Source organism: Thermosynechococcus sp. JY1331 (assembly GCF_031583475.1).
Classification (GTDB): Bacteria; Cyanobacteriota; Cyanobacteriia; order Thermosynechococcales; family Thermosynechococcaceae; genus Thermosynechococcus.
The window spans coordinates 727,041-751,200 of the sequence record NZ_CP134180.1 but is presented as its reverse complement, the minus strand read 5'-3'; the positions used below and the strand labels follow the sequence as shown (position 1 = coordinate 751,200).

At 55.1% G+C, this 24,160-nt stretch carries 24 protein-coding genes, 1 tRNA gene and 1 pseudogene; 12 read left to right on the top strand and 14 right to left on the bottom strand.

Annotated features, from left to right (window positions below; all coding sequences use genetic code 11):
- Window positions 1–9: 9 nt before the first annotated feature.
- Complete coding sequence (ftsH, locus tag RHJ31_RS03555; RefSeq protein WP_206200404.1) at window positions 10–1,938, bottom strand: ATP-dependent zinc metalloprotease FtsH; 1,929 nt, start codon at window positions 1,936–1,938, stop codon at window positions 10–12.
- A gap of 136 nt (window positions 1,939–2,074) precedes the next feature.
- Between ftsH and RHJ31_RS03550 the strand changes: the two genes are divergently transcribed.
- Together RHJ31_RS03550 and RHJ31_RS03545 are read left to right on the top strand one after the other, a co-directional pair.
- Complete coding sequence (locus RHJ31_RS03550) at window positions 2,075–3,874, top strand: aspartate kinase (protein WP_206200405.1); 1,800 nt, start codon at window positions 2,075–2,077, stop codon at window positions 3,872–3,874.
- Complete coding sequence (locus RHJ31_RS03545; RefSeq protein ID WP_225901586.1) at window positions 3,861–4,775, top strand: DMT family transporter; 915 nt, start codon at window positions 3,861–3,863, stop codon at window positions 4,773–4,775. The genes RHJ31_RS03550 and RHJ31_RS03545 overlap by 14 nt, the downstream gene beginning before the upstream one ends.
- Here the strand turns inward: RHJ31_RS03545 and RHJ31_RS03540 are convergent.
- The gene (locus RHJ31_RS03540) at window positions 4,765–5,124 is read right to left on the bottom strand and encodes a hypothetical protein (protein WP_302677385.1); all 360 of its coding nucleotides are present in this window, start codon (window positions 5,122–5,124) and stop codon (window positions 4,765–4,767) included. The two genes, RHJ31_RS03545 and RHJ31_RS03540, sit on opposite strands and share 11 nt — an antisense overlap.
- A gap of 78 nt (window positions 5,125–5,202) precedes the next feature.
- Here RHJ31_RS03540 and prmC point away from each other — a divergent pair, with 78 nt between their 5' ends.
- On the top strand, window positions 5,203–6,078 hold the full coding sequence (gene prmC / locus RHJ31_RS03535; RefSeq protein WP_302677384.1) for a peptide chain release factor N(5)-glutamine methyltransferase: 876 nt from the start codon (window positions 5,203–5,205) through the stop codon (window positions 6,076–6,078).
- Here the strand turns inward: prmC and RHJ31_RS03530 are convergent.
- Window positions 6,075–6,338 (bottom strand): DUF3493 domain-containing protein, encoded by a 264-nt coding sequence (locus RHJ31_RS03530; protein WP_149819902.1) that lies wholly within the window; start codon window positions 6,336–6,338, stop codon window positions 6,075–6,077. The genes prmC and RHJ31_RS03530 overlap by 4 nt on opposite strands.
- Before the next feature lie 107 nt (window positions 6,339–6,445).
- On the opposite strand from RHJ31_RS03530, the gene RHJ31_RS03525 reads away from it, so the two are divergent.
- Window positions 6,446–7,024 carry a M23 family metallopeptidase gene (locus RHJ31_RS03525; protein ID WP_206200409.1) on the top strand — a complete coding sequence of 193 codons (579 nt, stop codon included), beginning with the start codon at window positions 6,446–6,448 and terminating at the stop codon, window positions 7,022–7,024.
- A 19-nt stretch (window positions 7,025–7,043) separates the two neighbouring features.
- Here RHJ31_RS03525 and RHJ31_RS03520 read toward each other — a convergent pair.
- Window positions 7,044–7,117, bottom strand: a tRNA-Asp gene (locus RHJ31_RS03520).
- A gap of 63 nt (window positions 7,118–7,180) precedes the next feature.
- Here RHJ31_RS03520 and RHJ31_RS03515 point away from each other — a divergent pair.
- Window positions 7,181–7,567 carry a HEAT repeat domain-containing protein gene (locus RHJ31_RS03515; RefSeq protein ID WP_302677383.1) on the top strand — a complete coding sequence of 129 codons (387 nt, stop codon included), beginning with the start codon at window positions 7,181–7,183 and terminating at the stop codon, window positions 7,565–7,567.
- On the opposite strand, the pseudogene RHJ31_RS03510 reads toward RHJ31_RS03515, so the two are convergent.
- Both RHJ31_RS03510 and RHJ31_RS03505 read right to left on the bottom strand, forming a co-directional pair.
- A pseudogene (locus RHJ31_RS03510) lies at window positions 7,520–8,325 on the bottom strand (IS630 family transposase). The gene RHJ31_RS03515 and the pseudogene RHJ31_RS03510 sit on opposite strands and share 48 nt — an antisense overlap.
- Window positions 8,326–8,855: 530 nt before the next feature.
- Window positions 8,856–9,293, bottom strand: coding sequence for a single-stranded DNA-binding protein (locus tag RHJ31_RS03505; RefSeq protein ID WP_206200411.1), 438 nt, complete (start codon window positions 9,291–9,293; stop codon window positions 8,856–8,858).
- Between the two features lie 178 nt (window positions 9,294–9,471).
- On the opposite strand from RHJ31_RS03505, the gene RHJ31_RS03500 reads away from it, so the two are divergent.
- From RHJ31_RS03500 to RHJ31_RS03490, 3 genes are read left to right on the top strand one after another with little or no spacing between them, the layout of a single operon-like run.
- Window positions 9,472–10,770, top strand: a complete 1,299-nt coding sequence (locus tag RHJ31_RS03500; protein ID WP_302677382.1) for an NAD(P)/FAD-dependent oxidoreductase — start codon at window positions 9,472–9,474, stop codon at window positions 10,768–10,770.
- 40 nt (window positions 10,771–10,810) lie between these two features.
- Window positions 10,811–11,386 (top strand): DUF3365 domain-containing protein, encoded by a 576-nt coding sequence (locus RHJ31_RS03495; protein WP_302677381.1) that lies wholly within the window; start codon window positions 10,811–10,813, stop codon window positions 11,384–11,386.
- A 12-nt stretch (window positions 11,387–11,398) separates the two neighbouring features.
- Entirely contained in the window at window positions 11,399–11,875 is a 477-nt protein-coding gene (locus RHJ31_RS03490) for a DUF3122 domain-containing protein (RefSeq protein WP_302677380.1), read from the top strand.
- Here RHJ31_RS03490 and RHJ31_RS03485 read toward each other — a convergent pair.
- Genes RHJ31_RS03485 through RHJ31_RS03475 form a run of 3 tightly spaced genes read right to left on the bottom strand, consistent with a single transcriptional unit; the run spans window position 11,872 to window position 14,888 of the window.
- Complete coding sequence (locus tag RHJ31_RS03485) at window positions 11,872–13,347, bottom strand: anthranilate synthase component I (RefSeq protein WP_399375693.1); 1,476 nt, start codon at window positions 13,345–13,347, stop codon at window positions 11,872–11,874. The two genes, RHJ31_RS03490 and RHJ31_RS03485, sit on opposite strands and share 4 nt — an antisense overlap.
- Window positions 13,245–14,147: an energy-coupling factor transporter transmembrane protein EcfT gene (locus RHJ31_RS03480; RefSeq protein WP_302677378.1), complete on the bottom strand. Its 903-nt coding sequence runs from the start codon at window positions 14,145–14,147 to the stop codon at window positions 13,245–13,247. The genes RHJ31_RS03485 and RHJ31_RS03480 overlap by 103 nt, the downstream gene beginning before the upstream one ends.
- A 9-nt stretch (window positions 14,148–14,156) precedes the next feature.
- Window positions 14,157–14,888 (bottom strand): PspA/IM30 family protein, encoded by a 732-nt coding sequence (locus RHJ31_RS03475; protein WP_206200417.1) that lies wholly within the window; start codon window positions 14,886–14,888, stop codon window positions 14,157–14,159.
- 140 nt (window positions 14,889–15,028) lie between these two features.
- Here RHJ31_RS03475 and RHJ31_RS03470 point away from each other — a divergent pair, with 140 nt between their 5' ends.
- Window positions 15,029–15,442 (top strand): pentapeptide repeat-containing protein, encoded by a 414-nt coding sequence (locus tag RHJ31_RS03470; protein ID WP_302677377.1) that lies wholly within the window; start codon window positions 15,029–15,031, stop codon window positions 15,440–15,442.
- On the opposite strand, the gene RHJ31_RS03465 is transcribed toward RHJ31_RS03470, so the two are convergent.
- Window positions 15,443–16,543 (bottom strand): histidinol-phosphate transaminase, encoded by a 1,101-nt coding sequence (locus RHJ31_RS03465; protein ID WP_302677376.1) that lies wholly within the window; start codon window positions 16,541–16,543, stop codon window positions 15,443–15,445.
- A gap of 114 nt (window positions 16,544–16,657) precedes the next feature.
- Here RHJ31_RS03465 and RHJ31_RS03460 point away from each other — a divergent pair, with 114 nt between their 5' ends.
- Window positions 16,658–17,599: a DnaJ C-terminal domain-containing protein gene (locus RHJ31_RS03460; protein ID WP_302677375.1), complete on the top strand. Its 942-nt coding sequence runs from the start codon at window positions 16,658–16,660 to the stop codon at window positions 17,597–17,599.
- Between the two features lies 1 nt (window position 17,600).
- On the opposite strand, the gene panB is transcribed toward RHJ31_RS03460, so the two are convergent.
- Window positions 17,601–18,386, bottom strand: a complete 786-nt coding sequence (gene panB / locus RHJ31_RS03455) for a 3-methyl-2-oxobutanoate hydroxymethyltransferase (RefSeq protein WP_310445842.1) — start codon at window positions 18,384–18,386, stop codon at window positions 17,601–17,603.
- Window positions 18,387–18,507: 121 nt separating this feature from the next.
- Here panB and RHJ31_RS03450 point away from each other — a divergent pair, with 121 nt between their 5' ends.
- Window positions 18,508–20,031, top strand: coding sequence for a bifunctional aminoglycoside phosphotransferase/ATP-binding protein (locus RHJ31_RS03450; protein WP_302677373.1), 1,524 nt, complete (start codon window positions 18,508–18,510; stop codon window positions 20,029–20,031).
- Window positions 20,032–20,076: 45 nt separating this feature from the next.
- The gene (locus RHJ31_RS03445; protein ID WP_255521468.1) at window positions 20,077–21,363 is read left to right on the top strand and encodes a homoserine dehydrogenase; all 1,287 of its coding nucleotides are present in this window, start codon (window positions 20,077–20,079) and stop codon (window positions 21,361–21,363) included.
- Here RHJ31_RS03445 and cysW read toward each other — a convergent pair.
- From cysW to RHJ31_RS03430, 3 genes are read right to left on the bottom strand one after another with little or no spacing between them, the layout of a single operon-like run.
- Window positions 21,360–22,199 (bottom strand): sulfate ABC transporter permease subunit CysW, encoded by an 840-nt coding sequence (gene cysW / locus RHJ31_RS03440; RefSeq protein WP_206200423.1) that lies wholly within the window; start codon window positions 22,197–22,199, stop codon window positions 21,360–21,362. The two genes, RHJ31_RS03445 and cysW, sit on opposite strands and share 4 nt — an antisense overlap.
- Window positions 22,186–23,037 (bottom strand): sulfate ABC transporter permease subunit CysT, encoded by an 852-nt coding sequence (gene cysT / locus RHJ31_RS03435; RefSeq protein WP_206200424.1) that lies wholly within the window; start codon window positions 23,035–23,037, stop codon window positions 22,186–22,188. The genes cysW and cysT overlap by 14 nt, the downstream gene beginning before the upstream one ends.
- The gene (locus tag RHJ31_RS03430; RefSeq protein ID WP_255451678.1) at window positions 23,037–24,053 is read right to left on the bottom strand and encodes a sulfate ABC transporter substrate-binding protein; all 1,017 of its coding nucleotides are present in this window, start codon (window positions 24,051–24,053) and stop codon (window positions 23,037–23,039) included. Before RHJ31_RS03430 ends, cysT begins: the two co-directional genes overlap by 1 nt.
- Between the last annotated feature and the right edge of the window lie 107 nt (window positions 24,054–24,160).

Genomic DNA, 24,160 nt, shown 5'->3' with positions numbered 1-24,160 from the left:
CCTCCTTGCCTAGGACGGCTGGGCACCCTGACGAAAGGATACTGGTGTCGCTGTCGCCTTCCAAGTGGGTTCTTTGACAGGTAGGGTAGTATATTGGCGCACCAAGGCACGGAACTCATCACCGTCAATGGTTTCCTTCTCAAGGAGCAGCTCCACCAGCTTATCAATGGCCACCCGATGCTCGCGGATCAGTTTGCGGGCAATCTCGTAGCAGTGCATAACAATCTCGCGCACTTGGTGGTCAATTTGCACGGCCACAGCTTCAGAATATTCAGCGCGCGGCATGAGATCTCGACCCAGAAAGACCTCGTTGCCCGGCGTTTCAAGGGCTAAGTGTCCCAAATCCGACATGCCGTAACGGGTTACCATTTCCCGCGCCAGATTGGCCACTGCTCGCAAGTCGCTACTGGCACCCACGGTGACTTCAGCATCGCCAAAGATTTCCACTTCGGCAGCGCGCCCCCCCAATAGAATGGTGATCTCATCGAGGAGCCATGCACGGGTATAGAGGCCACTATCCACCCGCTCTTCATCAAAGATCTGCTGGGCAAAGCCGCCAACGCCCCCAGACCGGGGAATAATGGTCACTTTATTGAGGGGATCCGCATGTTTCAAGAGCGTCATCAGTAGAGCATGACCCACTTCGTGGTAGGCAATCAGCCACTTTTTCTTGCTGTCGAGGAGGGGAGTGAGCGTCATGCCAATCGTCACGCGATCAATGGCATCGTCAATTTCCGCATTGGTAATGGCCGGTTTGCGACGCCGAGCAGTGAGAATTGCGGCTTCATTGAGGAGGTTGGCCAGTTCGGCACCCGAAAAGCCGGGGGTACGGCGGGCGATCGCCTCTAGGGACACCTCGGGAGCAATTTTCTTGTGCCGCGCATGGACTTGGAGAATTTGCAGGCGTCCCTTGTAGCTGGGCAAATCCACGGTAATTTGGCGGTCAAAGCGGCCCGGACGCAGGAGGGCAGCATCCAAAACATCGGGGCGGTTCGTTGCCGCAATGACAATAATGCCGGTATTGCCCTCAAAGCCATCCATTTCGGTGAGGAGTTGATTGAGGGTTTGCTCGCGCTCATCATTGCCACCGCCAATGCCGGCACCCCGTTGGCGACCGACGGCATCAATTTCATCAATAAACACCAGACAAGGGGCGTTTTCTTTGGCCTTTCTGAAGAGATCCCGCACACGGGAGGCACCGACGCCCACAAACATTTCCACAAATTCAGAACCAGAAATGGAAAAGAAGGGAACCCCGGCTTCACCGGCGATCGCCTTGGCAAGAAGCGTTTTCCCCGTCCCGGGTGGCCCAATTAGCAGCACCCCCTTGGGAATACGGGCACCAATGGAGGTAAATTTCTCTGAATTCTTGAGAAAGGTCACAACCTCCTGCAGCTCTTCTTTGGCCTCTTCAATCCCAGCCACATCGCCAAAGGTCACCCCCGTCTGTGCCTCCATTTGAAAGCGGGCGCGGGATTTACCAAAGTTAAGAATCTGCCCAGGGCCGCCGGGGGCATTACTCGCCCGCCGCAAAATCATCAGGAATAAAATCAGCAGAAAGAAGCCCAGCATCAAGTTAGAAATGACGCCAACCACCGCTCCATCACTGCTAGAGGGCACCACCCGCACCGTCGTGTCATAGCGGGTACTCACTTGGCGCAGCAGTTCTACAAGTTCAGGATTGCGATCAAAGAGCCGTACCTCTTGGGGGGGAGATTGTTCGGGTTGATCTTTACGGCGAAACTTGGCTAGCCCCTGTTCCTGATAGAGTTCGACGGAGCTGACTTCACCCGCCTTGAGGGCATTGAGGAATTGACTGTAGGAAACGGTGTTGTTATTGCTCGATTGCGCTAAACCAATGTGAGTGGGAGCTAACGAGAGACCCACGACCAAAGCCAGTTGACTCAGCCGTTGGGAAAGGCGTTGAGCGTATTTCATCGGCACCCGTTTCCGAAATTCAGTTCTAATTTCCAGTTTAACAGCGATTTTTTAGTTCCCTAGCGCCCTGGATCAGCCACAGCCAAGAATCACCGCCCTAAATATAAAATAGGACAGCATTCTCTTTAGAACGCCCATGGGACTGATTGTACAAAAGTATGGCGGCACGTCCGTCGGTAGTGTCGAGCGCATTCAAGCGGTAGCCCGCAGAGTCAAGGCAACTGTGGCAGCGGGACATCAGGTAGTGGTGGTGGTCTCGGCCATGGGCAAAACCACGGATAGCTTGGTGCAACTGGCCTATGCCATTAGCGATCGCCCCAGTCAGCGGGAAATGGATATGCTGCTTTCCACGGGGGAGCAGGTCTCGATCGCCCTGTTGACGATGGCGCTCCATGCCTTGGGGGAACCCGCCATCTCCCTCACCGGTGCCCAAGTGGGCATTGTCACCGAACCGGCCCACACCCGTGCCCGCATTCTCCACATTGAAACCCAGCGCCTCGAACGGCACCTCAAAGAAGGACAAGTGGTGGTTGTGGCCGGCTTTCAGGGGATTACTGCTGCTGCGGATTTTGAAGTCACCACCCTTGGGCGGGGTGGTTCCGATACCTCGGCTGTGGCCTTGGCGGCGGCGCTGCGGGCGGATTGCTGCGAAATTTACACCGATGTCCCCGGCATTTTGACCACGGATCCGCGACTGGTGCCCAATGCCCAACTCATGAGTGAGATTACCTGCGATGAAATGCTGGAGTTGGCGAGCCTAGGAGCCAAGGTCTTGCACCCCCGCGCCGTGGAGATTGCCCGCAACTATGGCGTGGATTTGGTGGTGCGCTCCAGTTGGACGGATGATCCCGGTACCCGTGTCATTGCACCGTCGCGGCCGCCGCGTCCCGTGGAAAATCTGGAACTGGGCAAACCTGTGGATGGGGTGGCGCTGGATACGGATCAGGCGAAGGTGGCACTACTGCGGGTGGCCGATCGCCCCGGCGTTGCGGCACAGCTTTTTGGCGAACTGGCACGGCAAAATCTTGATGTGGATTTAATTATCCAATCCATTCACGAAGGTCAGACGAACGACATTGCCTTCACCGTGCAAAAGCGCGTTCTTAAACAAGCCGAGGCTGTTGCTGTGGCCTTTTATCCCCGCTTGAATCCACGGGTTGAAGAGACGGATGTGCTCGTGGATGCCGACATTGCCAAGGTGAGTATCACCGGTGCCGGGATGATTGGCCGACCGGGGGTGGCCGCTCAGATGTTTTCGGCCTTGGCGGCAGCGGGCATTAACCTACAAATGATTTCCACCTCTGAAGTGAATGTCAGTTGTACAGTGGCCGCAGCGGATGCAGGTCGAGCGATCGCTGTTCTCTCCCAAACCTTTGATGTGGAAGCCGCCACCACTGTCCCCCAAGAGACCCCCGATGCCCCAGCGGTGCGGGGCGTTGCCCTTGATCCCAAGCAGGCGCGGATTGCGATTCGCGATGTGCCCGATCGCCCCGGTATGGCGGCGGCAATTTTCCAGACCCTTGCGGATGCCGCCATTAGCGTGGATATGATTATCCAATCCCAGCGATCGCGTTCCTTGGGGGGTGTGATGACCCGCGATATTGCCTTTACGGTGGCCTCTGCCGATGCCGAGCGAGCCACGGAACTACTCAAGGGGGTTCAGAGCCAATTGGGCTACGGCGACATCCTCATAGATACGGCGATCGCCAAAGTGAGCATTGTTGGTGTGGGGATGATCCACCGTCCGGGGATTGCTGCCCAAATGTTTGCGGCCCTTGCCCGTGAAAACATCAACATTCAAATGATTGCTACCTCGGAAATTCGCGTGAGTTGTGTGGTGGCAGAATCGGAGGGGGTGCGGGCGCTGCGGGCGGTGCATACAGCCTTTGGTTTAGATGGTGAGGCTCCCGTCGTCATTCCCGATGTCGGTAAATAGACCGCCCTATTGGCAAATTGCCCTTGTCCTCGGCGTGGGCGTGTTGGCGGTTTCTACAGCTGCTGTGCTGGTGCGTTGGGGTGTTGCTGATTTAGCCACCGATTCCCTAGGCATGACCGTGGGGTTGAGCATTTTCTTGGCCAGTGGTCGCCTGAGTTTGGCTGCTCTCTTTTTGATCCCGCAACTTTACACGTGGCCGTGGCTAGACCTGACTCGCCAAAATCTGCGTTGGGCACTGGCGGCTGGGGTTGCCCTTGCGGCGCACTTTAGTCTCTGGTTCACCTCACTGCACTACACCTCGGTGGCAGCCTCAACCACATTGGTGACCACAACGCCCATCTGGTCGGCGCTCGTCGGGTACCTTTGGCAGCGACAAACCCTTCAACCCCGTGCTTGGGTGGGCATGGCGATCGCCCTTGGCGGCAGCGCCCTAATTGGGACGGCAGAACCGACGAGTGCTGTGGCAAGGAACCCCCTACTCGGAAATGCGCTGGCGATCGCGGCGGCGTGGGCGGTCAGTGCCTACTTTATCTGTGGTCAAGCGGCTCAAAAGGCGGGTCTGGCGATTCACCACTACGCCCTTGTGGCCTATGCCACTGCTGCCTTGGTTCTCTTGCCCCTGCCGCCACTGCTGGGTCTGACTTACGGAGGTTGGCCGCTGAAGCTCTATGGTGCGATTCTCCTGCTGGCTTTGATCCCCCAGTTGGTGGGGCACACCAGTCTCAATTGGGGGGTGCGTTGGCTTTCCCCTACATGGGTAACTCTTCTGGTGTTGGCAGAACCGATTGCTGCGAGTCTCTTTGCCCTGCTGCTCTTTGGTGAGGTGCCGACAACGGCAGTGATGACGGGGGGCAGTCTGGTGCTGGTGGGTTTAAGTGTAGCACTGTGGCCTAGTCCCTAGGGGGGTTCGGCGATCGCCGCCGCTGTTTGAGGGTATCCAAAGCATCCCCCAAGGCGGTAATGAGTCCCTCACGGGTACGGGCATGATTTTGCCGTTCCTCCTCTAGGGCACGCCGTAGCCGTTCATTGTCCAAGAGGGCTTCAATCAGTTGTGCCTGAAGTTCGGCAACAGAGGTTTCACTGCGCACGCGAGCCTCAATCCGTGCCCGTTCGTCCGCCCATTCCGGGGCTTCGGGATCTACAGGCGGTTGGGGCGGTTCAGGAACCAGTGACGGCAGTTCATTTGCTCGCGCCTGCGCCCGTTGCAGTTGCTCTTGCAGACGTTGAAGCTGTTCCTGAAAATCTGCCACAGTGGATAAGGCACAGTTAGAAATTCTAGGGCTATTTTGATACGAGTATCCTCAGAAAACAAGGGTCAAGATATATTCGTGAGTAGCGAGGCACTCCAAGCATGGTGGCACTGGGCACAGGCGATCATTCCAGCCCCTGAGCGCGAGAGTGGCCTACGCGAGTTAAAACAATTTCTCAGTGCCTTCACACAGTTGAGTCCCCTTGACATCACCCTGCGCCGCTTTCCGCCCGAGATTCCTCTAAAACTGCCCCTTGCAGAACTCCAAGAGCGTTGGCAACGCCGCTGGCAGGAGCGGGTTCCCCTGCAATATCTCATTGGTACGGTTCACTGGCACGATCTGGAATTAGTTGTCACCCCCAGTGTGTTGATTCCTCGGCCAGAAACAGAGGAACTCCTAGAAGTGGTGGCAGTAACGGTACCCCCTTGGCACCAACAGGGGCATTGGCTGGATTTGGGTACGGGGAGTGGGGCGATCGCCATCCGCTTAGCGCGGTTATTTCCTCAAGTGGTTGTTCATGCTGTCGATTGCAGTCCTGAGGCCCTAGAGGTCGCGCAAGTCAATATTCAAAAGTACGCTTTGGGCGATCGCGTGCGTTGCTATGTTGGCAGTTGGTTTGCCCCCCTTACCCATCTGCAAGGGCAGGTGCAGGGCATTGTCAGTAATCCTCCCTATATTCCCACCCGCCTAGTAGCCACTCTCCAACCTGAGGTGCGCTGCCATGAACCCCCTATTGCCCTCGATGGTGGTGCGGATGGCTTGCAGGCGATTCGTCAGATTGTTGAGACGGCACCAGAGTATCTTCAGCCCCAAGGCTGGCTCTTTATCGAATTGATGGCAACCCAAGGGGAAGCTGTGGCGGCGCTAGCAATGGCCAGCCAAGCCTATGAACGAGTGGAAATTCTTCGGGATCTCAGTGGCCACGATCGCTTTTTGCTCGCTCAAGCAGTTTAGCCGCGATCCCAGCGCCAGAGGGCAACCATCAGGGCAACCACTCCGATTTGTAATGCCAGATTCCACACCAAATCGTTACCAGCGGTGCCCGCCAATCCCTTGAGGCCAAGGATAAAGGCACCCATGAGGCCGGAAGCGGCAAAAACGGCATAGAAAACGCGCCGTAGTCCCCGATAGGGAGCGGCTGCCTCGGCTCGCAGGCGATCGCGCAGGGTTGATTGAGTCACTTCAGCCGGTTGCTGGGGTTTGTGAGTAGCCATTTTGATTTTCCCATCACCTGAAAATATCCTACGTCCCTACAATGGGGAACGGTGTGCATCAATAACGGTCTAAGGCCGTAGGCCAAAAAAGATGTGAGGAGTTTGATATGCATTGGCAGCGAATCAGTGTAGCACTGGCGATCGCCTTGGGTAGCACGGTTGCAATTCCCCAACTCAGTCAACCCTCCCAAAATACTGGTGCAGGGACACTCCGCTGGAGCGATGCTTCCTTTCCTGTGGAAAATTTCCAAGGCTATACCTCTCCCTTTGGCTACCGGCGATCGCCCACGGGGGAACCCACGACCGAATTTCACAATGGCCTTGATTTTGCCGCTCCTCAAGGGAGCTATATCCGTAATTGGTGGGTCGGGCAGGTGATTGAAGTTTCCGATCACACCGCCTGTGGCACACTGGTACGAATTCAATCGGGGGCTTGGGAACACGTTTACTGCCACATGATGGGGCGGGTTGAGCAGACCCCGCAAGGACGAGCCATGGTCGATCGCGCCGGTGGCATTTTCATCCTAGAGGGGCAGCGGGTACCCACGGGGGCACGTATTGGTCGAGTGGGCATGACAGGCCGCACCACCGGACCTCACCTTCACTGGACGCTCCGCCACCGAGGGCAATTGGTCAACCCTGCCGTGGTTCTACAGGCCATGTATGGTAGCCAAGCCCAACGATAACTTTCTGATTAAAAACTAACGGGACTGACGGGGCTCGAACCCGCAACTTCCGCCGTGACAGGGCGGTGCTCTAACCGATTGAACTACAGTCCCAATTTTTGAGCGATTTTTAGACTATCAGGAAAATCATGGCCTTGTCAACTGGTTAAATTTGCCTTGCTGGGCGATCGCCTGCGGGGCATCAATCAACTGCGTAGCCTTGACCCCAACGATGCCTTTCGGCTCATTCAACCCCTCAGCCAAGATGAAAATTCCCGTGTCCGCTACACTGCGGTGAGTCAAATTGCCAGCCTTGGGCACGTCAATCTCAATCAAGCCCATGACCTGTTGCGCGATCGCCTGCTCCATGACAGCGAAACGGATGTCCGTGCTGCCGCAACGGATGCGATGGCTGCCCTAGAAGTTCCCTTTGCCCTTGAAGATTTAGAAACGGCCTACCACAGTACCGATGATTGGCTGTTGCAGTTTATAGCAATTCTAATCAAGAATGAGACATCATCCAGCATAATACTTGCGAATCACCTCATCAATCGAACTGTTTGACCCTGCATACATCCGCGCTCGCTTCAACGCACTAAAGTTGTGCTCAATCACATTCAAATCAGGAGAGTATTTCGGTAAAAATAACACCTCGTGACCCGCCGCTTTCACCACTGCCTGAATCGCCCCTTTTGGATGAATCGGTGCATTATCCATCATCAACAACGAACGTTTCTCTAACGCTAGCAAACAGTATTGACTCAGCCAGCTCACAAACCCTAACGCATTCAAATATCCTGAAAACAGCATTGGGGCGATGAAGTCTTTCTAGTATCTATACCGTCCTGCGACTCAACTCTCTCTTTTCTGACGCCTTCCCACTCGCTCTCCATCAATTCGTTGGCCTCGCGCTGACCACCCATACTCACACTCCACTCGAGAGTCAAACCCCCTCTCATCGATAGACACCACCGTTTCCTCCCCATGGCTCTCTACCCATGTGTCGAGCTGCTGTTGATACGCTTGTCGCTCTGCCTCACACCTTTCTTGGTAACGCATCTGTTTTTCTTTCGAGTGATGCCCATCTGGGCGAGGGCATAACTAATGGTGGAAACTTGGACGCCAAATCGCTGGGCACGGTCGATTAAACGGTCATCGGGATGGGCAGCAACATCGGCTGCTAAGGCCGCCCAATCCAGTTTCCAAGGACGACGGGGGACAACCGTGGGCGCTAAGTCCTCTCGCTTCAGCCAGCGATGGATGGTGGCGCGACTGACCTGAAAGATTTGAGTTGCTTCACTGATTTTGCCGCCTTGCTGGATGTAGGAGACAACCCGCTCTCGTCAGTCCAAGCTATAGCTCATATTCTTGAGTAACATTCATGACGCTTTGAGTATAGCCTATCCTTCTTGAAAATATCTCACTCCCTTTCGAAATAGATATATACGAGCGACTAGGCATCCCCGCTCAGGGAAGGGTTAGAGATGAGTATCCACTAGTAGACACACCTTTTCTAAGTCGTAATGTGGATGCATGGATTGCTTTATACGGCGGACGCAGTAAGCTTATAGACGCAAAAGTCCGAGACCTTAGCAATAGTCCTCGACTACGTGCTAGCTATGCAAGGCGAATTTTTGATGCCTGTCCGACAGTTGCAAAGGTCATCTTTGGTTACGCTCCGGCTGCATGGCCTTATCATGAGGGTATGCATAGCTCATGGATTGAAGCATTTGTTGTTCTGATGCCCGACGGTACTGTAAGAGAGGGCAAATGTTTTAATTTTAGTAGAGAGGATACAGGGCGGAATTTCAGATGAGGTGAGAGGATCTGTCCATGTTAAAAACTGCAATCCCTAGAAAGGTACCTCATCTAGGTTAATATCTTCGGGTTCGGGGGGTGGGGGTGCCACCTTCGGTGTGACAGGTGCAGTGGCTGCGGGTGTGGCCATGGGGGTGGTTGCCGGCTGTGCCGGATGATCCACAATATTGCCCTCAACGGTGTAGAAGCGGCTTACCACCAACTCGGCGCGTTTTTCTTTGAAACCTTCGGGGCGGTCAATGGTGTCCATTTTTAGCCGACCTTCTAAGATCAGGCGATCGCCCACTTTGCATTCTGCCTGCATTTTTTGCCCCAAATTGCCCCACGCCACTGTTCGCAAACTCATGGGTGGCTCTTCACTGCGCAGGCTAGCAAACTGCACCACCATTGTGGCCACCGCCATCTGATTTTCTTGGGTGTAGCGCAGTTCTGGCGCTTGAATCACTTCTGCAAAGAGGACGCAACTATTCATCCGATGAGCTTCCAACAGGTCGTGTTCTTTCCAGTATAGTCCCAACGGCTGCCGCGACAAGGCCACAGGATCAATACAGCGCGACGCTGGGGTTCTCCCTAGCACAGACGGCTGTAGCCAATTGTATCTTCTTATACTACCATATAGTTAATTAAATAAACTTACAGAGGACACGGTCATGGCACGGGTGGTTGTCCTTGGGGCGGGCATTGGCGGATTGCCCACAGCCTACGAATTGCGGCATCGTTTGGGCGATCGCCATCAAGTGGTGTTGGTCTCCGATGTGGATCGCTTTACATTTATTCCAGGACTAGTGGCAGTTGCCCTCGGACACCATTCCCTCGAACGCCTGCAAGTACCCCTAGGGATCGTGAGCCGTCGCCATGGGTTGCAATGGGTGCAAGGCAAAGTTCAGCAGATTGACCCTAAAGCTAAGAAAGTCTATTTGCCTGAGCAAACCCTTGACTACGACTATTTAGTGATTGCCACAGGGGCAGAACTCGCCCTCGATTTGATTCCCGGCCTTGGCGTTCACAGTCATTCCGTGTGTACCCCCGCCCACGCAGTTGCCGCCCATCGAGCATGGCAAGCATTCCTCAAAGACCCCAAGGACTTAGTTGTGGGTGCGGCGCCGGGAGCCAGTTGCTTTGGACCTGCCTATGAATTTCTGTTTTTGGCGGAGTATGCCCTGCGGCGTCATCGGTTGCGCGATCGCGTCAAGATGACATTCATTACCCCTGAACCCTACATTGGCCATCTGGGGATTGGTGGCTTGGCCAACAGTGATCAACTCACCCTAGACCTGATTGCACAGCGGGGCATTGAAACCATCACAAATGCCGAGATCACGGCCATTGAGCCGCATCGGATTTTGTTGCGGGATGGACGGGTAATCCCCTTTGGCTACAGCATGATTTTGCCACCTTTTCGCGGGCCAGCCTTTGTGCGTGCCTCGGGTCTTGGCAATGAAAAGGGATTTTTGCCCCTGCTGCCCACCCTTCAGCACCCCGACTATCCTGAAATCTATGGGGTCGGTATTAGTGTTCACCTGCCGCCGATAGAAGTCACCCCTGTGCCTATGGGCTTGCCCAAGACGGGTCAAATGACCGAGGAGATGGCGATGGCTGCGAGCCACAACATTGCCGTTGCCCTTGGGGAATTAGCGGCTGAGCCTGTGGTGCCGACACTGGATGCCCTCTGTTTTGCCGACTTTGGCGACACGGGTATTGCCTATATTGCCGCTCCTGTGATTCCTGAGACCCTCGGGCAGAAGCGCCGCTTGGCCTACGCCATTCAAGGATTGTGGGTGAGTTGGGTCAAGGCCGCCTTTGAACGCTACTTCCTGCTGAAAATGCGATGGGGGCTAAGTGTTCCTTGGTTTGAACAGTGGGGACTGCGGCTCTTCTTTGGCCTCTCCCTTGTGCGTCCCCTTCAACCCACCGTGTTCCCAGAGCAGCAACCAACTATGAAAGTTTGATAGAGAAACATTGACAAAATTTCATAAAGGAGCAATTTCTATGGTGCGCATCTTTCTCATGGGTCTGTTGATGGTGTCCCTATGGCTCCAGAATTCCCCGGCCACCTTGGCCAGTGTGAATCCCGATGAACTGGGGAAAGCCGTAACTGCGATTGAACAATTGGATCAAATGCGCATTGGTCTTGCCTCTACCCTAGAGGGCAGTACCACCGAACCCACCCTTGACACCTTTAAGGCTGTTTGTGCCCCCGTGGGCAAGAAAGCGAAGGAAATTGCTGCTGCCAATGGCTGGCAACTGCGTCAGGTAGCCCTCAAGTACCGCAACCCCAACCATGCCCCGCGCACAGCGCTGGAAGTGCAAGCCCTCAATCGCTTTGATAACAATCGTCAACTCCAAGCCTTTTGGCAAACCGATGCTGAAGGGGTGCACTACTTCCGTCGCATTGATGTCCAAGTCAGTTGCCTTGCCTGTCATGGGGCGAAAAATCGGCGGCCTGCCTTTATTCAAGAAAAATATCCCAGCGATCGCGCCTATGGCTTCCGTGTTGGTGATCTGCGGGGCATGTACGCTGTGACGATTCCGCAAATTCAACAGGCACGCCAAACCTCACCCTAGAGAGGAACTTCAATGAAACGTTGGCAGGGTTGGTTACTTGTGATCCTGCTCGTCATTCCCCTGTGGCTAGCGGTGTCCCCCAGTAGCCCTGCCATGATTCGCACCATTGAAGAGGCTCCCAATCAAGTGGTGGTGCAGTCGCGGCATCAGTTGCGCGATAATCGTGGCTTCACGTGGCAGGTGATTCTCTTTTCCCGTCGTGACCAGTTGCAATTACGCTTGGTGGGGTTTCCCGAGCAGTACCACTTTCGCCATCCCGATCCCTTGCTCTTGATCACGGCGAAGGGTCAAACCCTCACAGCCGTAGATGACTTTCCCAAGGCAGACTCCGTTGCCAATGTGGGACAGTTTGACCTGTTGCCCCTTGTACCGCGCTTGCCCCAGAGTGAACCCTTGGTACTGCGTCCGCCCCTAGAGGAGCAGGGGATTGAGATTGCTGTGCCTGCGGCTGTGGTAATTGAATGGCACGCTCTGATGGAGGGAGTCTAGGAACGGGGGCTGATGGGCGTAGGTGTCCCAAGGGCAAGGAGTAGGGCTTGGGCTTTGCTCAGGGATTCTTGCCATTCCCGCTCTGGATCACTGTCGGCCACAATACCGGCGCCCACTTGCCCCCAAGTCGTCTGGCGATCGCCCGCCACCAAAAGAGTACGGATGAGGATATTCAAGTCCAAATGCCCCCGCTGATCCCAGTAGCCACAGGAACCGTAGAACAAATTGCGGGGAAAGGGTTCCAAATCGGCCAAAATTGCCATGCAGCGTACCTTGGGACAGCCGGTAATCGTGCCACCGGGAAAGAGGGCACGGATCACATCCACAGGAGACAGCCCCGGCTGCAACGTGCCGCGAACATTGCTCACCAAGTGAATCACATGGCTGTAGTACTCCAGCGTTAGGAGTTCATCCACCACCACACTGCCCCACTGGCACACTCGCCCCAAGTCATTGCGCTCTAAATCCACGAGCATCATGTGTTCTGCCTGTTCCTTGGTATTGCTGAGGAGTTCCTCGGCCTGGGCGCGATCGCCCGCTGGGGTTTGGCCGCGCGGACGGGTACCAGCAATGGGTCGGGTTTGCACCCTATCTCCCTGCACTTGCACCAAGCGTTCCGGTGAGCAACTGACAATGTAGCCCCAAGGGGTCTGCCAAAAACTGGCAAAGGGAGACGGGTTAATCTGCTGCAGCCGCAGGTATTGTTGCCAAGGATCAACGCGCCCGTAATGGCAAAAGCGGGCCGACAGATTGGCCTGAAAAATATCCCCGGCACGAATATGGCGGAGAATCTGCCGCACCGCTGCTTGGTAGGTATCGGGTTGCCAGCCAGCGGCTAGTTCAATGCTGCCGGGGCGATCGGGTAGGGGCAGATGAAGGGCAGGGGACGTTTGCTCTAGGCTCTGTTGGAGAAGGGTTAACTCTGCCTCGGTGGAAGCTGCTAGATAGAGGAGATCTTCCTGATGATCTAAAACCGCGAAGGCTTGGGGTTCATACCAAAAGGCCACTGGAAAAGGGAGAGGATCAGGCTTCAGAGGCGGCAGGGCTTCAATTTCCCACGCCAACTCATACCCCAGCCATCCCAACCAGCCACCAGTAAAGGGCAGATGGCGCACCGCTTCAGGAACCGCTTCACATTGGGGAAAGCGTTGTAGCGTCGGCAGGACTTGACCCAAGGAGAGTGGCCACTGGCGATCGCGCCGTGGTGACCCCGCACAAATGGAATAGCGCGCTTGGGGAGTCGGGGCTTGGGCTGGGCTTTCCAGTAAAACGGCAATCGGCTCAGTCAAAAACAATTGCTGAAAAATAGCGCGACCCGTGCGACGCCGCAGCGGCAAACAGCACCATAGCCACGGCTGACAGGGGAACATCAATGGTGTGTCACCCCCAACCAACCCAAACGAACCAACCAAAATAACCCCATGCCCCCCAGAGCCAACCAATCTCGCCGCTGCAGTCGCAGATGGTGCCAGGGATTATCGTAGGTTCCCGGTTCTTGAAAGCCCCGCACCTGCATGGCACAGGCCACCTGTTCTGCCCGCAGGAGTAAATTGTCCAACAGCCGTACTGCTAAGGTGAGCCACAACTTGATGCTGCCCTTAATGCCCACCAGTCGCCAATTGATGGCACGCGTCCGCACTGAGCGGCTCAGGTTTTGCACCTCTTCTAAAACCAAGGGAATAAACCGCAGCGACAGCGTCAAGGTCAGGGCAATTTCGGCCACTGGCAGCTTAAAGCGTTTCAGGGGCTGCATCAGATTTTCCAAGCCAGCGGTGACTTCTTCTGGGGCAGTGGTCAGCAAAAACAGATGCGTACTGTAAAGGAGCGTAAACAGGAGGGTACTCAGGCGTAACCCCAAATCCAGCGATCGCTGGGAAACTTGCAGATGAATCGGAAACTGACCCACTTGGGCACGAAACTGCCACAGGATATAACTGTAACTCGTGGGCGGAGCGGTGGCTTCCAAAGGGCGGCGGGGTTGATAGGTGACCGCCATCCCATCGGGCATCAAAGCCGTGATGACTAGAATTAAACTCCCCACCAAGAGGAGCCACAGCAGTTGCCGCCGCCACACCCGTGCGGGAATCCCCCCTAGGAGGGTCAGGAGAATTAAACTGGCCACTAGCCCCAACCGCCAACTGACATCCGCCAAAATAGGTGCCAACAGAAACGTCATCAACCATGCCAACTTAACCCGCGGATCAAGGCGGTGCAGCCAAGTCACCGGTTGTTCAAGGTATAGCCCCAAAGGGAGCGATCGCAGGAGATCCATGGAAAATAACTAGTTCTTCTCCAGTTCCCGCCGCAGGGCTTCCAACTCTGGATCGTAGGCAGGGGTGCTGCTGGGTGACAGTTGCGGGTTGGCCAATTCTGCCTTCAGCCGTGCCAAATCGTCATCCACACTGCCGGCTTCGAGGGCGGCAAACTTGGCTTCGAGGGTATCGCTATTGAGTTCAGCCACGGCTTGGGAGCGAGCCTCCATTTCCTGAACCCGTTCCTCCATGCGCTCAAAGGCGGCCATGGGGGCATTGGTGTTGAGGCTGCTAAAGGTTTGTTGCAGTTGCTCTGAGGCCTTGGCTGCCCGTGCCCGTGCCACCAGCATTTCTTTGCGGGTTTTCGCTTCCGCGATTTTGCTTTCAAGCTGCTGCATTTGTTTTTTGAGGGCTTCCACTTGGGTCACGGACTGCTCCAATTGCCCTTTGAGAGCCATGGCTGCATTCAGTGCTGTTTTTTTGCGACTCAAGGCCTCAAGCGCTAGTTGCTCATCCCCATGTTGCAGGGCAATTTTGGCACGGCGCTCCCACTCAGCCGCCTGCTGTTGATGTTGGTTGAACTGTTGCTCTAACCGCTTTTGGGAGGCGATCGCTTGGGCGACGGCTTGCCGCAGGGTCACCAGATTGTCCTGCATTTCAATCATGGTCTGCTCAAGGATTTTTTCGGGATCTTCAGCAGCACCCACCAGCGCATTGAGCCAACTGCGAACCACACGGCTGACGCGATCAAACAGTCCCACAGCGTTATCTCCCTATTGGTTCCTTATCTATAGCAGTATGCCACTTTCCTTAGACCCTTTGGCCACGAGTTCCAAAAACGGTCGCTGCCCTAGGCTTAAACTATAGTAAAATCATCAGAACCCTGATCCTACTTTTAGTGATGTCTGCTTCTTCGGGGCAACCTTCAGACGCCTTTGATAAACACGGTTTTCTCAGTCGCTACGCCCCAGCCATCATTAATCAAAATAGAGCTGATCAAATGCTGGCAGACTATGCCAAAGGGCGGCGTGACTTTCGGCGATTGGATTTGCGCGGTGTCAACCTAGAAGATGTGAATTTGGCAGGGGCCGATCTCAGTGGCTCGGATTTAAGCAATGCCACACTGACCAACGTGGATTTGACCAATGCCAAGCTGATTGAAGTTCAGCTGATCAATGCTGAACTGACGGCTGTGCAATTGCGCCAAGCCAACCTGAGTCGCGCCAACCTGCGGGGTGCCACACTGACCTACACGTCTTTAGCCACGGCAACCCTGCGGGGAACAGTCCTGCCCAATGGCCGCTTGTCCGATTAGCTAAAGCTGGTGCAAAAAAGCTTGCAGCCGTTGCCAAAAGCGCTCCATCTCCGCTGGTGTGCCAATGGTGACCCGAATGCCGCTAGCGATCGCCCGTACAAGAGTCCCCTGACGCCGCAAGGCATCACACAGGGGCTGGGTGTATTGCGGTTCCTGCAAGCGGAAAAAGAGGAAATTGGCCACACTCGGCCATACCCGCAGTTGGGGGCAACCCTGAAGCCGTTCATAGAGGCGCTCCCGCTCCGCTAGCACCGTGGGAATCTCTGCCAGCAACGCCGGCCGATGGTCAAGGGCAACCTGCGCCGCCACTTGAGAAAACGTAGGCAGGTTATAGGGCAGACGAACCTTTTCTAAAACCGCAATCACCTCGGCATTGCCAATGGCGTAGCCCACCCGATGGGCGGCGAGTCGAAAGGCCTTGGAAAACGTACGCAGAATCAACCAGTTGGGATGCGCTGCCAAGTCCCCCACCAGTGTCTTGCCCGAAAATTCAAAATAGGCCTCATCAATCACCACTAAAATGTCCTCAGGAAGCTGCCGTAGCCAGTCCACCTCCGCTGCGGTTAGGGGGTTCCCTGTTGGGGAGTTGGGTTGCAGCATAAAGAGAACGCGCACGGGGGGAGCCGCTTGGGCAATGAGGGTATTGGCTTCAGCAATTTGCACGGCAAAGGTGTCAGGATCGCGGGGCGATCGCTGGACGGGAATCCCTAGGGTTTGGGCGAGGATCCCGTATATGGAAAATGTCGGTTCTGCCACTAGGATAGAACCGTAGCCCCCGATCGCAGTGGCCAGTAAAATCGAGCGAATTAGCTCATCGGAGCCGTTGCCAACCGCAATTTGGTGTGGGGAGATCTCCGTTGGGCTGTGTTCACTGACATAGCGAGCGATCGCCTGCCGCAAAGGCCAATGATGACTGTCAGGATAGCGATGACTGGCGAGGGTGCTGACATACTGTTGAGCTAACGCCTCCTTAAGGGCAGTGGGCAAATCCCACGGAAACTCATTGGTATCGAGGTAATCCAGTTCTAGGGGTAGGGAGTCACTGCTGGGGGTGGAGTAGGCGCGGAGGTTGCTCAGTTCTGGACGAAGAAACGTCGCCATGCCAAGACGGTATAAAGGGATTCAACTATAATAGCACTGAGCTTTTTGCCTTAATTTGCTGCCAGCCCTGACACTAAATCTTCATCTTTTGATTACGTAGAGGCGAATGTTCCTATGGCGCGTACCGACTTCAAAGATTACTACCAAATCCTCGGGGTCAGCAAAAATGCCACGGATGCCGAAATTCGGCAAGCCTTTCGCCGCCTCGCGCGCAAGTATCACCCCGACTTAAATCCGGGGGACAAAGAGGCAGAAGCTCGTTTCAAGGAAATTAACGAAGCCCACGAAGTGCTCTCAGATCCGGAAAAACGACGCAAATACGATCAATTTGGTCAGTATTGGCAACAGGCCAGTGCGGCGGGTGCTGGTGGCTTTAATGTCAATATTGGTGACTTTGGCGCTGACTTTAGTCAGTTTAGCAGCTTTGAAGACTTTATCAACGAGTTGCTGGGGCGATTTGCCACCGGCACGACCACAGGGCGTACTCGCACTTGGAGCAGCGCTGGCTTTGATTCATCGCCATTTGGGAGTACCGATATTGATTTAGAGGTACAAATTAGTTTCCAAGAGGCCTTTGAGGGGTGCCAAAAAACCTTCAAGATTGGCAATGAACAGGTGACTGTGACGATTCCCGCTGGTATTAAGCCGGGGACGAAGTTACGACTGCGGGGGAAAGGTCAATATAACCCCTACACCCAACAGCGAGGGGATTTATATCTCGCGGTACAGGTGGCGCCCCATCCCCTCTTCCGCTTTGAAGAGGATCAATTGGTGATTGATTTGCCGATTACCCCGGATGAAGCTGCCTTGGGTGCTCAAGTCACGGTACCGACGCCCTCTGGGACTGTGGTTTTGAATGTGCCCCCTGGTACGCGATCTGGGCAATCGCTGCGGTTACGGGGCAAAGGGTGGCGCAGTAGTAGCGGCATTGCTGGCGATCTCCTTGCCAAGGTGCAAATTGTGCCCCCCAAATCCCTGAGTGCCCAAGAAAAAGAACTCTACGAAAAGTTGCGATCGCTGCGCACCTTTAACCCCCGTGCCCATTGGCCGCTCTAAGTTAGGGAAATTGCCGCGATTTTACAGCTTGGCAGTAGCTCTTAAGGGCAGCGATCGCCTGAGTGCCCAAGTCGGCATACACCTTAGCAAAGGGGGGCACCTGCGGGCTTAAGCCCAAAACATCTGCCGTTACCAACACCTGACCATCACAGTAGGGGCCGGCGCCAATTCCAATCGTGGGAATTTCCAGCTTGGCGGTAATTTGCTGTGCCAAATCCGCAGGAATATGCTCCAAAATGATGCCAAAGGCACCTGCTTCGGCCAGAGCAAGGGCATCTGCGAGAATTGCTTCCGCCCCCTGTGGCGTCTTCCCCTGTTGTCGCCATCCCCCCAACTGATGCACCCGCTGCGGCAACAGACCCACATGACCCAGCACCGGGATGCCGGCCTCCACTAAGCGCCGCGTTGCTGCCTGCACCACCGGAGAGGCACCTTCCATTTTTACTGCCTGGACGTCTGCTTCTTTGACTAAACGCCCCGCTGAGCGCAGGGCCTGCTCTGGGCTTTCGTGGTAGCTCAAAAAGGGCAGGTCACACACGAGGAAACTGTGGCTGACGCCCCGCCGCACCGCCTGCGCATGGTGAATCATCTGATCAAGGGTCACCGGCAAGGTGGTTTGATAGCCAAGGGCAACCATGCCAAGGGAATCCCCGACAAGGATCACATCCACCCCCGCCGCATCCAATAGGCGTGCCCACAAATAATCCCAAGCCGTGAGCATGGTAATTGGCTCTCCCTGCTGTTTTTTTTGTTGGAGTTGGGGTAATGTGACGGGGCGACGCACCATAGTTCCATGCACCATCAGAGGGTTGTATCCCCATCCTCTAAAGGAACGTTCAAAACGTCAATTTAGCCACAGGCATAGAGTCTAGTGATATGATTGGGGCGCGATGTTAGCCACAATACGCATGTCTTTGCCTGCCTTTGTCGAAGCCCTATTAACGCCTGCTGCCTACTCCCATGCGGTAACCTCCCCAATTCAACTGCTGCAAACGCATATTTCCTACGTATTTCTGACGGGGGACTATGCCTATAAGGTGAAAAAGCCGGCGGATTTTGGCTTTTTGAACTTTACAACCCTAGAAAAGCGGCTATTTTACTGTCAGGAAGAGTTACGGCTGAATCGCCGTTTGGCGTCAGATCTCTACTTGGCGGTGGTGCCCATTGTGGCGGTGGGCGATCGCTATTTTGTGGCGGATCCCCAAGACTTACCTGCGGGAGCTGAGGTGATTGACTATGCCGTGCAAATGCGGCAATTTGATCAGTCGCAACTGTTTTCGCACCTCTTTGCAGCCAACCAAGTCACCCCCAGCCTGATTGAATCCCTCGGTAAAGAACTGGCTCACTTTCACCGCGCCGCTGCCACAGATCCCCACATTAGTGAATTTGGCTCCCCGCGGGCGATCGCCCAAGTGATTAACAATTGCCATGCCTTGGCGGCTCAGTTTGTCGGTCGCTGTCAATCCCCAGAGCAGTACGCGGCGATTCAGGCTTTTACTGATGACTTTCTGACCCGTCATCAGGAGTGGTTGGTGCAGCGGCAAGCCGCAGGCAAAATTCGCGAGTGCCATGGCGACCTGCACCTGAACAATATCTGCCTCTACAACGGCAGGGTGCAAATTTTCGACTGTATTGAGTTCAACGAAGAATTTCGCAACATTGATGTCATTTATGACGCCGCTTTTTTGCTGATGGATCTGGAGTTTCGGGGTCGCGGGGACTTGGCCAATCTCTTCCTCAATACCTACTTGGAGTGGAGTGGGGACTACGCTGGGGCGGTGCTGTTGCCCCTTTACCTTTGCATCAGAGCCTATATTCGCGGCAATGTGAACGCCTTGGCCCTCAACGATCCCGCTATTAGCGAGGCCGAAAAGGCACAGATTCAAGCCACGGCTGCGGCCTACTATGAGGCGGCCTATCGCTACACCCAACCACGTCAAGCCAAGCTCTATGTCATGTGCGGTCTCTCTGGGGCAGGCAAAAGTACACGGGGACGGGGTCTCGCCCAAGCCGAGCAAGCCATTCAAATCCGCTCCGATGCCGTGCGTAAGCACTTGGCGGGTTTACCCCTTGACCGCCGCAGCAGTGATTTCCCGCAGGTCGATCTCTATTCTGAGGCCATGACCCAAAAAACCTATAATCAGCTCTTGGCCTATGCAGAATTGTTGCTGCGTCAGGGACAAACGGTGATTTTGGATGCGAAATACGATCGCGTGGCGCTGCGCCAACCCGTGATTGCTTTAGCTGAGAAATTGCAGGTGCCCTTGGAGATTCACTTCTGTAATGCACCGCCTGAGGAACTGCGCCGTCGTCTGAGCGATCGCCAAGGGGATATTGCCGAGGCCACGCCCGATCTCATTGCTGCTCAAGTGGCGAGTTTTGAATCCTTTTTGCCTGAGGAGGAACCCTATGTTCGCCATGTGTGTGACTAGGACGAGCGCGACTGATAATAGGAACAGTGCAATAGGACGGGTCTGATGTATCACATTGGTTTACTGGGGTTGGGCACTGTTGGTGGCGGTGTGGCGCAAATTTTGGCGGATCCAGCGGGGCGCCATCCGCTGATCAAGGAACTGGCGATCGCCCAAGTGGGGGTACGGGATATCCATAAGCCCCGTGCCGTTGCCCTTGATCCCAAGCTCCTGACCACTGACTTAGAACGCATTGTGACTCATCCTGAGATTGACATTGTGGTGGAAGTCCTCGGCGGCATTGAACCGGCGCGATCGCTCATCCTCAAAGCCATTGCCCACGGCAAGCACATTGTCACCGCCAACAAGGCCGTCATTGCCCGTCATGGTGCTGAAATTTTTGATGCGGCCAATGCCCAAGGGGTCTATGTGATGCTCGAAGCGGCCGTGGCCGGTGGCATTCCTGTCATTCAAGCCCTGAAACAGAGCCTAGGTGCCAATCGTATCCACAGTGTCAGCGGCATTCTCAATGGCACCACCAACTACATCCTGACCCGCATGCAGCAGGAACAGGGGGATTTTGCCCCCATCCTTGCCGATGCCCAACGCCTAGGGTATGCCGAAGCCGATCCCAGTGCTGACATTGAGGGATGGGATGCCGCGGATAAAATTGCCATTCTGGCCAGCCTTGCCTTTGGGGGGCGGATTCGCCGCGAGGAAGTGTATTGCGAGGGCATTCGTGGGATCACGGCGGTAGATATTGCCTATGCGGAAAAACTCGGATTTCGCATTAAACTGCTGGCGATCGCCCGCCAGCTCAGTGGCCAGCCCCTAGAGGTGCGCGTTCATCCGACGCTCGTGCCCCTTGAGCACCCCCTTGCCGGCGTCAATGGCGTCTTTAATGCCATTCTCCTAGAGGCAGAGCCTTTGGGTCAGGTAATGTTCTATGGTCCCGGTGCCGGTGCAGGGGCAACCGCCAGTGCCGTCGTGGCGGATTTAATCAACATTGCCGCCCTTCTCCCCCAAGGACGTGCCAGCCATCCCTTGCTCACCTGCCAGCACGATCAGTTTATGCCGCTGCTACCGATGGCGGAGGTGGATAGTCGTTTCTATGCCCGTGTCCATGCCCAAGATCATCCGGGAGTCCTAGGGAAACTGGGTACCTGTTTTGGCAACCACAATGTTAGCTTGGAATCCCTTGTGCAAATTGGCAGCCACAATGAACTGGCAGAAATTGTGATTGTCACCCACCATGTGCGCGAAGGGGAGTTTCGTCAAGCTATGGCCGAGATTGCCCAAATGACCGATATTGAAGCCGTGCCCTCGATTTTGCGCGTCCTCGGCACCTCCTAGGGATTGGGCTTGATCCCTGTTTTCCGCTCCAAAATTTCCTTAACCACGAGCGTCACAAGCGCTAGCAAGCCAAGGATCACCGCTGCCGCATAGGCGGACTCCGTATTGTAGTTTTTATAGGCATCCTCCACAAAGAGGGGCAGGGTTTGCGTCAGACCCGCCACATTGCCAGAGACTACTGCCACAGCGCCAAACTCCCCCATCGCTCGCGCATTGGTCAACAGGACCCCATAGAGCAGCCCCCAGCGGATATTGGGTAGGGTGACTCGCCAAAAGGTTTGCCACTCATTGGCGCCTAGGGTTTTTGCGGCTTCCTCCTGCTCGGTACCGATTTCTTCTAGGACAGGGATGACTTCTCGCGCCACAAAGGGCAAACTCACAAAGGCTGTTGCCAGCACCATCCCCGGAAAAGAGAAAATAACGCGAATATCTAAAGCTTGCAGCCAGCCCCCGAACCAGCCATTGCGGCCATAGACCAGTACCAGCATCAGTCCGGCAACAACGGGGGAGATGGAAAAAGGTAGGTCAATAATGCTCAGTAAAAGGGTGCGTCCCGCAAAGCGATGGCGGGCGATCGCCCAAGCGGCACAGAGACCAAAGATCGTGTTTAAGGGCACCACCACCAAGGCAAGGGCAAAGGTCAGCCACACCGCATGCAGAAAATCCGGCTCCAGCAAATTTTCCAGAAAGGGCATGACTCCCTTGTGAAAGGCTTGGAAAAGGACATTGGCCGCCGGCAGCAAAAGCACAAGGGCTAAGTAGGCGATGGCAATAACAATCAAAAGGGCATGTAGCCATGGCTTTTCTTGGGTGGGCGAGGGTTTAACGCTCCGCATAGCGCCGCCCCCACGCTTGCAGCAGATTAATCAGAAATAAAATCGCTAGGGATACCAAGAGCATCACCGTACCAATAATGGTTGCTGCCTCATAGTCATACTGCTCTAAGCTCTGAAACACCAGCACTGAGGCAATCAAGTCCCGAAAAGGAGTGTTGGAGGAAATAATCACAATTGAGCCAAATTCCCCCACTGCCCGTGAGAAGCCTAGGGCAACGCCTGTGAGAATAGCGGGCATCAAAGGTGGCAAAATCACTCGCCAAAAGGTCTGCCCATGAGTAGCACCCAGCGACCATGCTGCCTCCTCCACATCCTTTTCCATTTCAGTGAGGACGGGCTGCACCGTGCGAATCACGAAGGGTAAGGAAATAAAGAGCATCGCCACCGCCACTCCCCAGCGGCTGAAGGCAATTCTGATTCCGAAGGGCGCTAGTAAGCTACCAATCCAGCCATTTTCGCTATAGACCGTTGCGAGGGTGAGACCCGCCACCGCCGTTGGCAATGCAAAAGGTAGATCCACGACAGCATCAAAGAAGCGCTTCCCCGGAAAGGAATAGCGCACCAGCACCCAAGCAATCAGGGTACCAAAGACGCCATTGATCAGCGCTGCGATGAGGGCAGTCACAAACGTGACTTCATAGGCCGACAAGGCGATCGCCCGCGTTGCCACCTGCCAAAAATGCAGTGGCCCAGCACTACTGGCACGGCTCAAGAGGGCAGCAATGGGTACAGCCAGCATCACGAGTAAGTAAAAGACCGTGATTCTCCAAACCCAAGGAAACTGCCAGCGCTGTTTCTGAGGAGAGAGTGACGGCGAAATGGGGTGGGTAGCGGTCATCAGGCTTGATTCTCCTGCTGAATTTGATCAAACAGGGCGCCATTAGCGAAAAATTGGGCTTGCACCTTCTCCCAGCCCCCTAAATCTGCCACGGTAAAGAGGGTGGGCACGGGTGGAAACGTCTGCTGATGGGCGGCAAGGACGGTGGCATCCACGGGTCGAAAACCATATTGGGCAAAGATCTCCTGAGCTTGGGGAGTATAGAGAAAGTCAATATAGGCCTGTGCTACCTCCCGTGTGCCATGTTTATCCACGTATTGATCCACAAGGGCGATCGGGTTTTCAATCAGGATATTCACAGGAGGAAGGATATAGGAAAGGGTCTTGCCCTTTTGGCGAGCCAAGATCACTTCATTTTCATAGTTGATCAGGGCATCCCCCTGTCCCTGTTTCAAAAAGGCATCAGTGGCTTCACGACTATCGCGGGGGAGAGCGGCCACATGGCGAAAGGCTTCAGTCACAAACTGCCGCGCCTGATCAAACGTTCCCCCTGTTTCCGTGACCGATCCCCACAGCGCAAGGAAGTTCCAGCGAGCCGCGCCAGAGGTTTTGGGATCGGCAGTCACAAATGTCACCCCCTCACGGGTGAGATCCTGCCATGTTTGCAGATTTTTCGGGTTGCCGTCACGGGTAATCAGGGCACCGACAGAAGTGGTGACAATGCTGTTGTGGGGGGCTTGGCTAGCCCAATCGGGGCGAATTAACCCTGCTTTGGCAATGCGATCGACATCTAAACCAAGGGACAAGTGGACAATATCGGCTTCTAGGCCATCAATCACCGCCCGTGACTGACTGCCCGAGGGACCATAACTCGTTCGGAAGCGCACTTTTTGTTGATGTTCCTGTTCCCATTGAGCAGCAAACAGGGGCATAATAGCCTCGTGCGCTTTTTTAGTGACCGAGAACGAAGAAAGGGTTAGATTCACCTGAGCAGGGCGACCATCGGGCAGAGTGGCCTGAAATTGACAAGCAGCGGTGAGACCACTGAGACCTACCGCTAGTAAGAACAAGCTCAACCAAACCCTAAAACGCCGCCAATTGACCATTCTGCCATCAATCTACGATAAATCGGTCGGAATACTGATGTGTAATCCATCTTAGCAGAAGGGGCGGCGATTCTGAC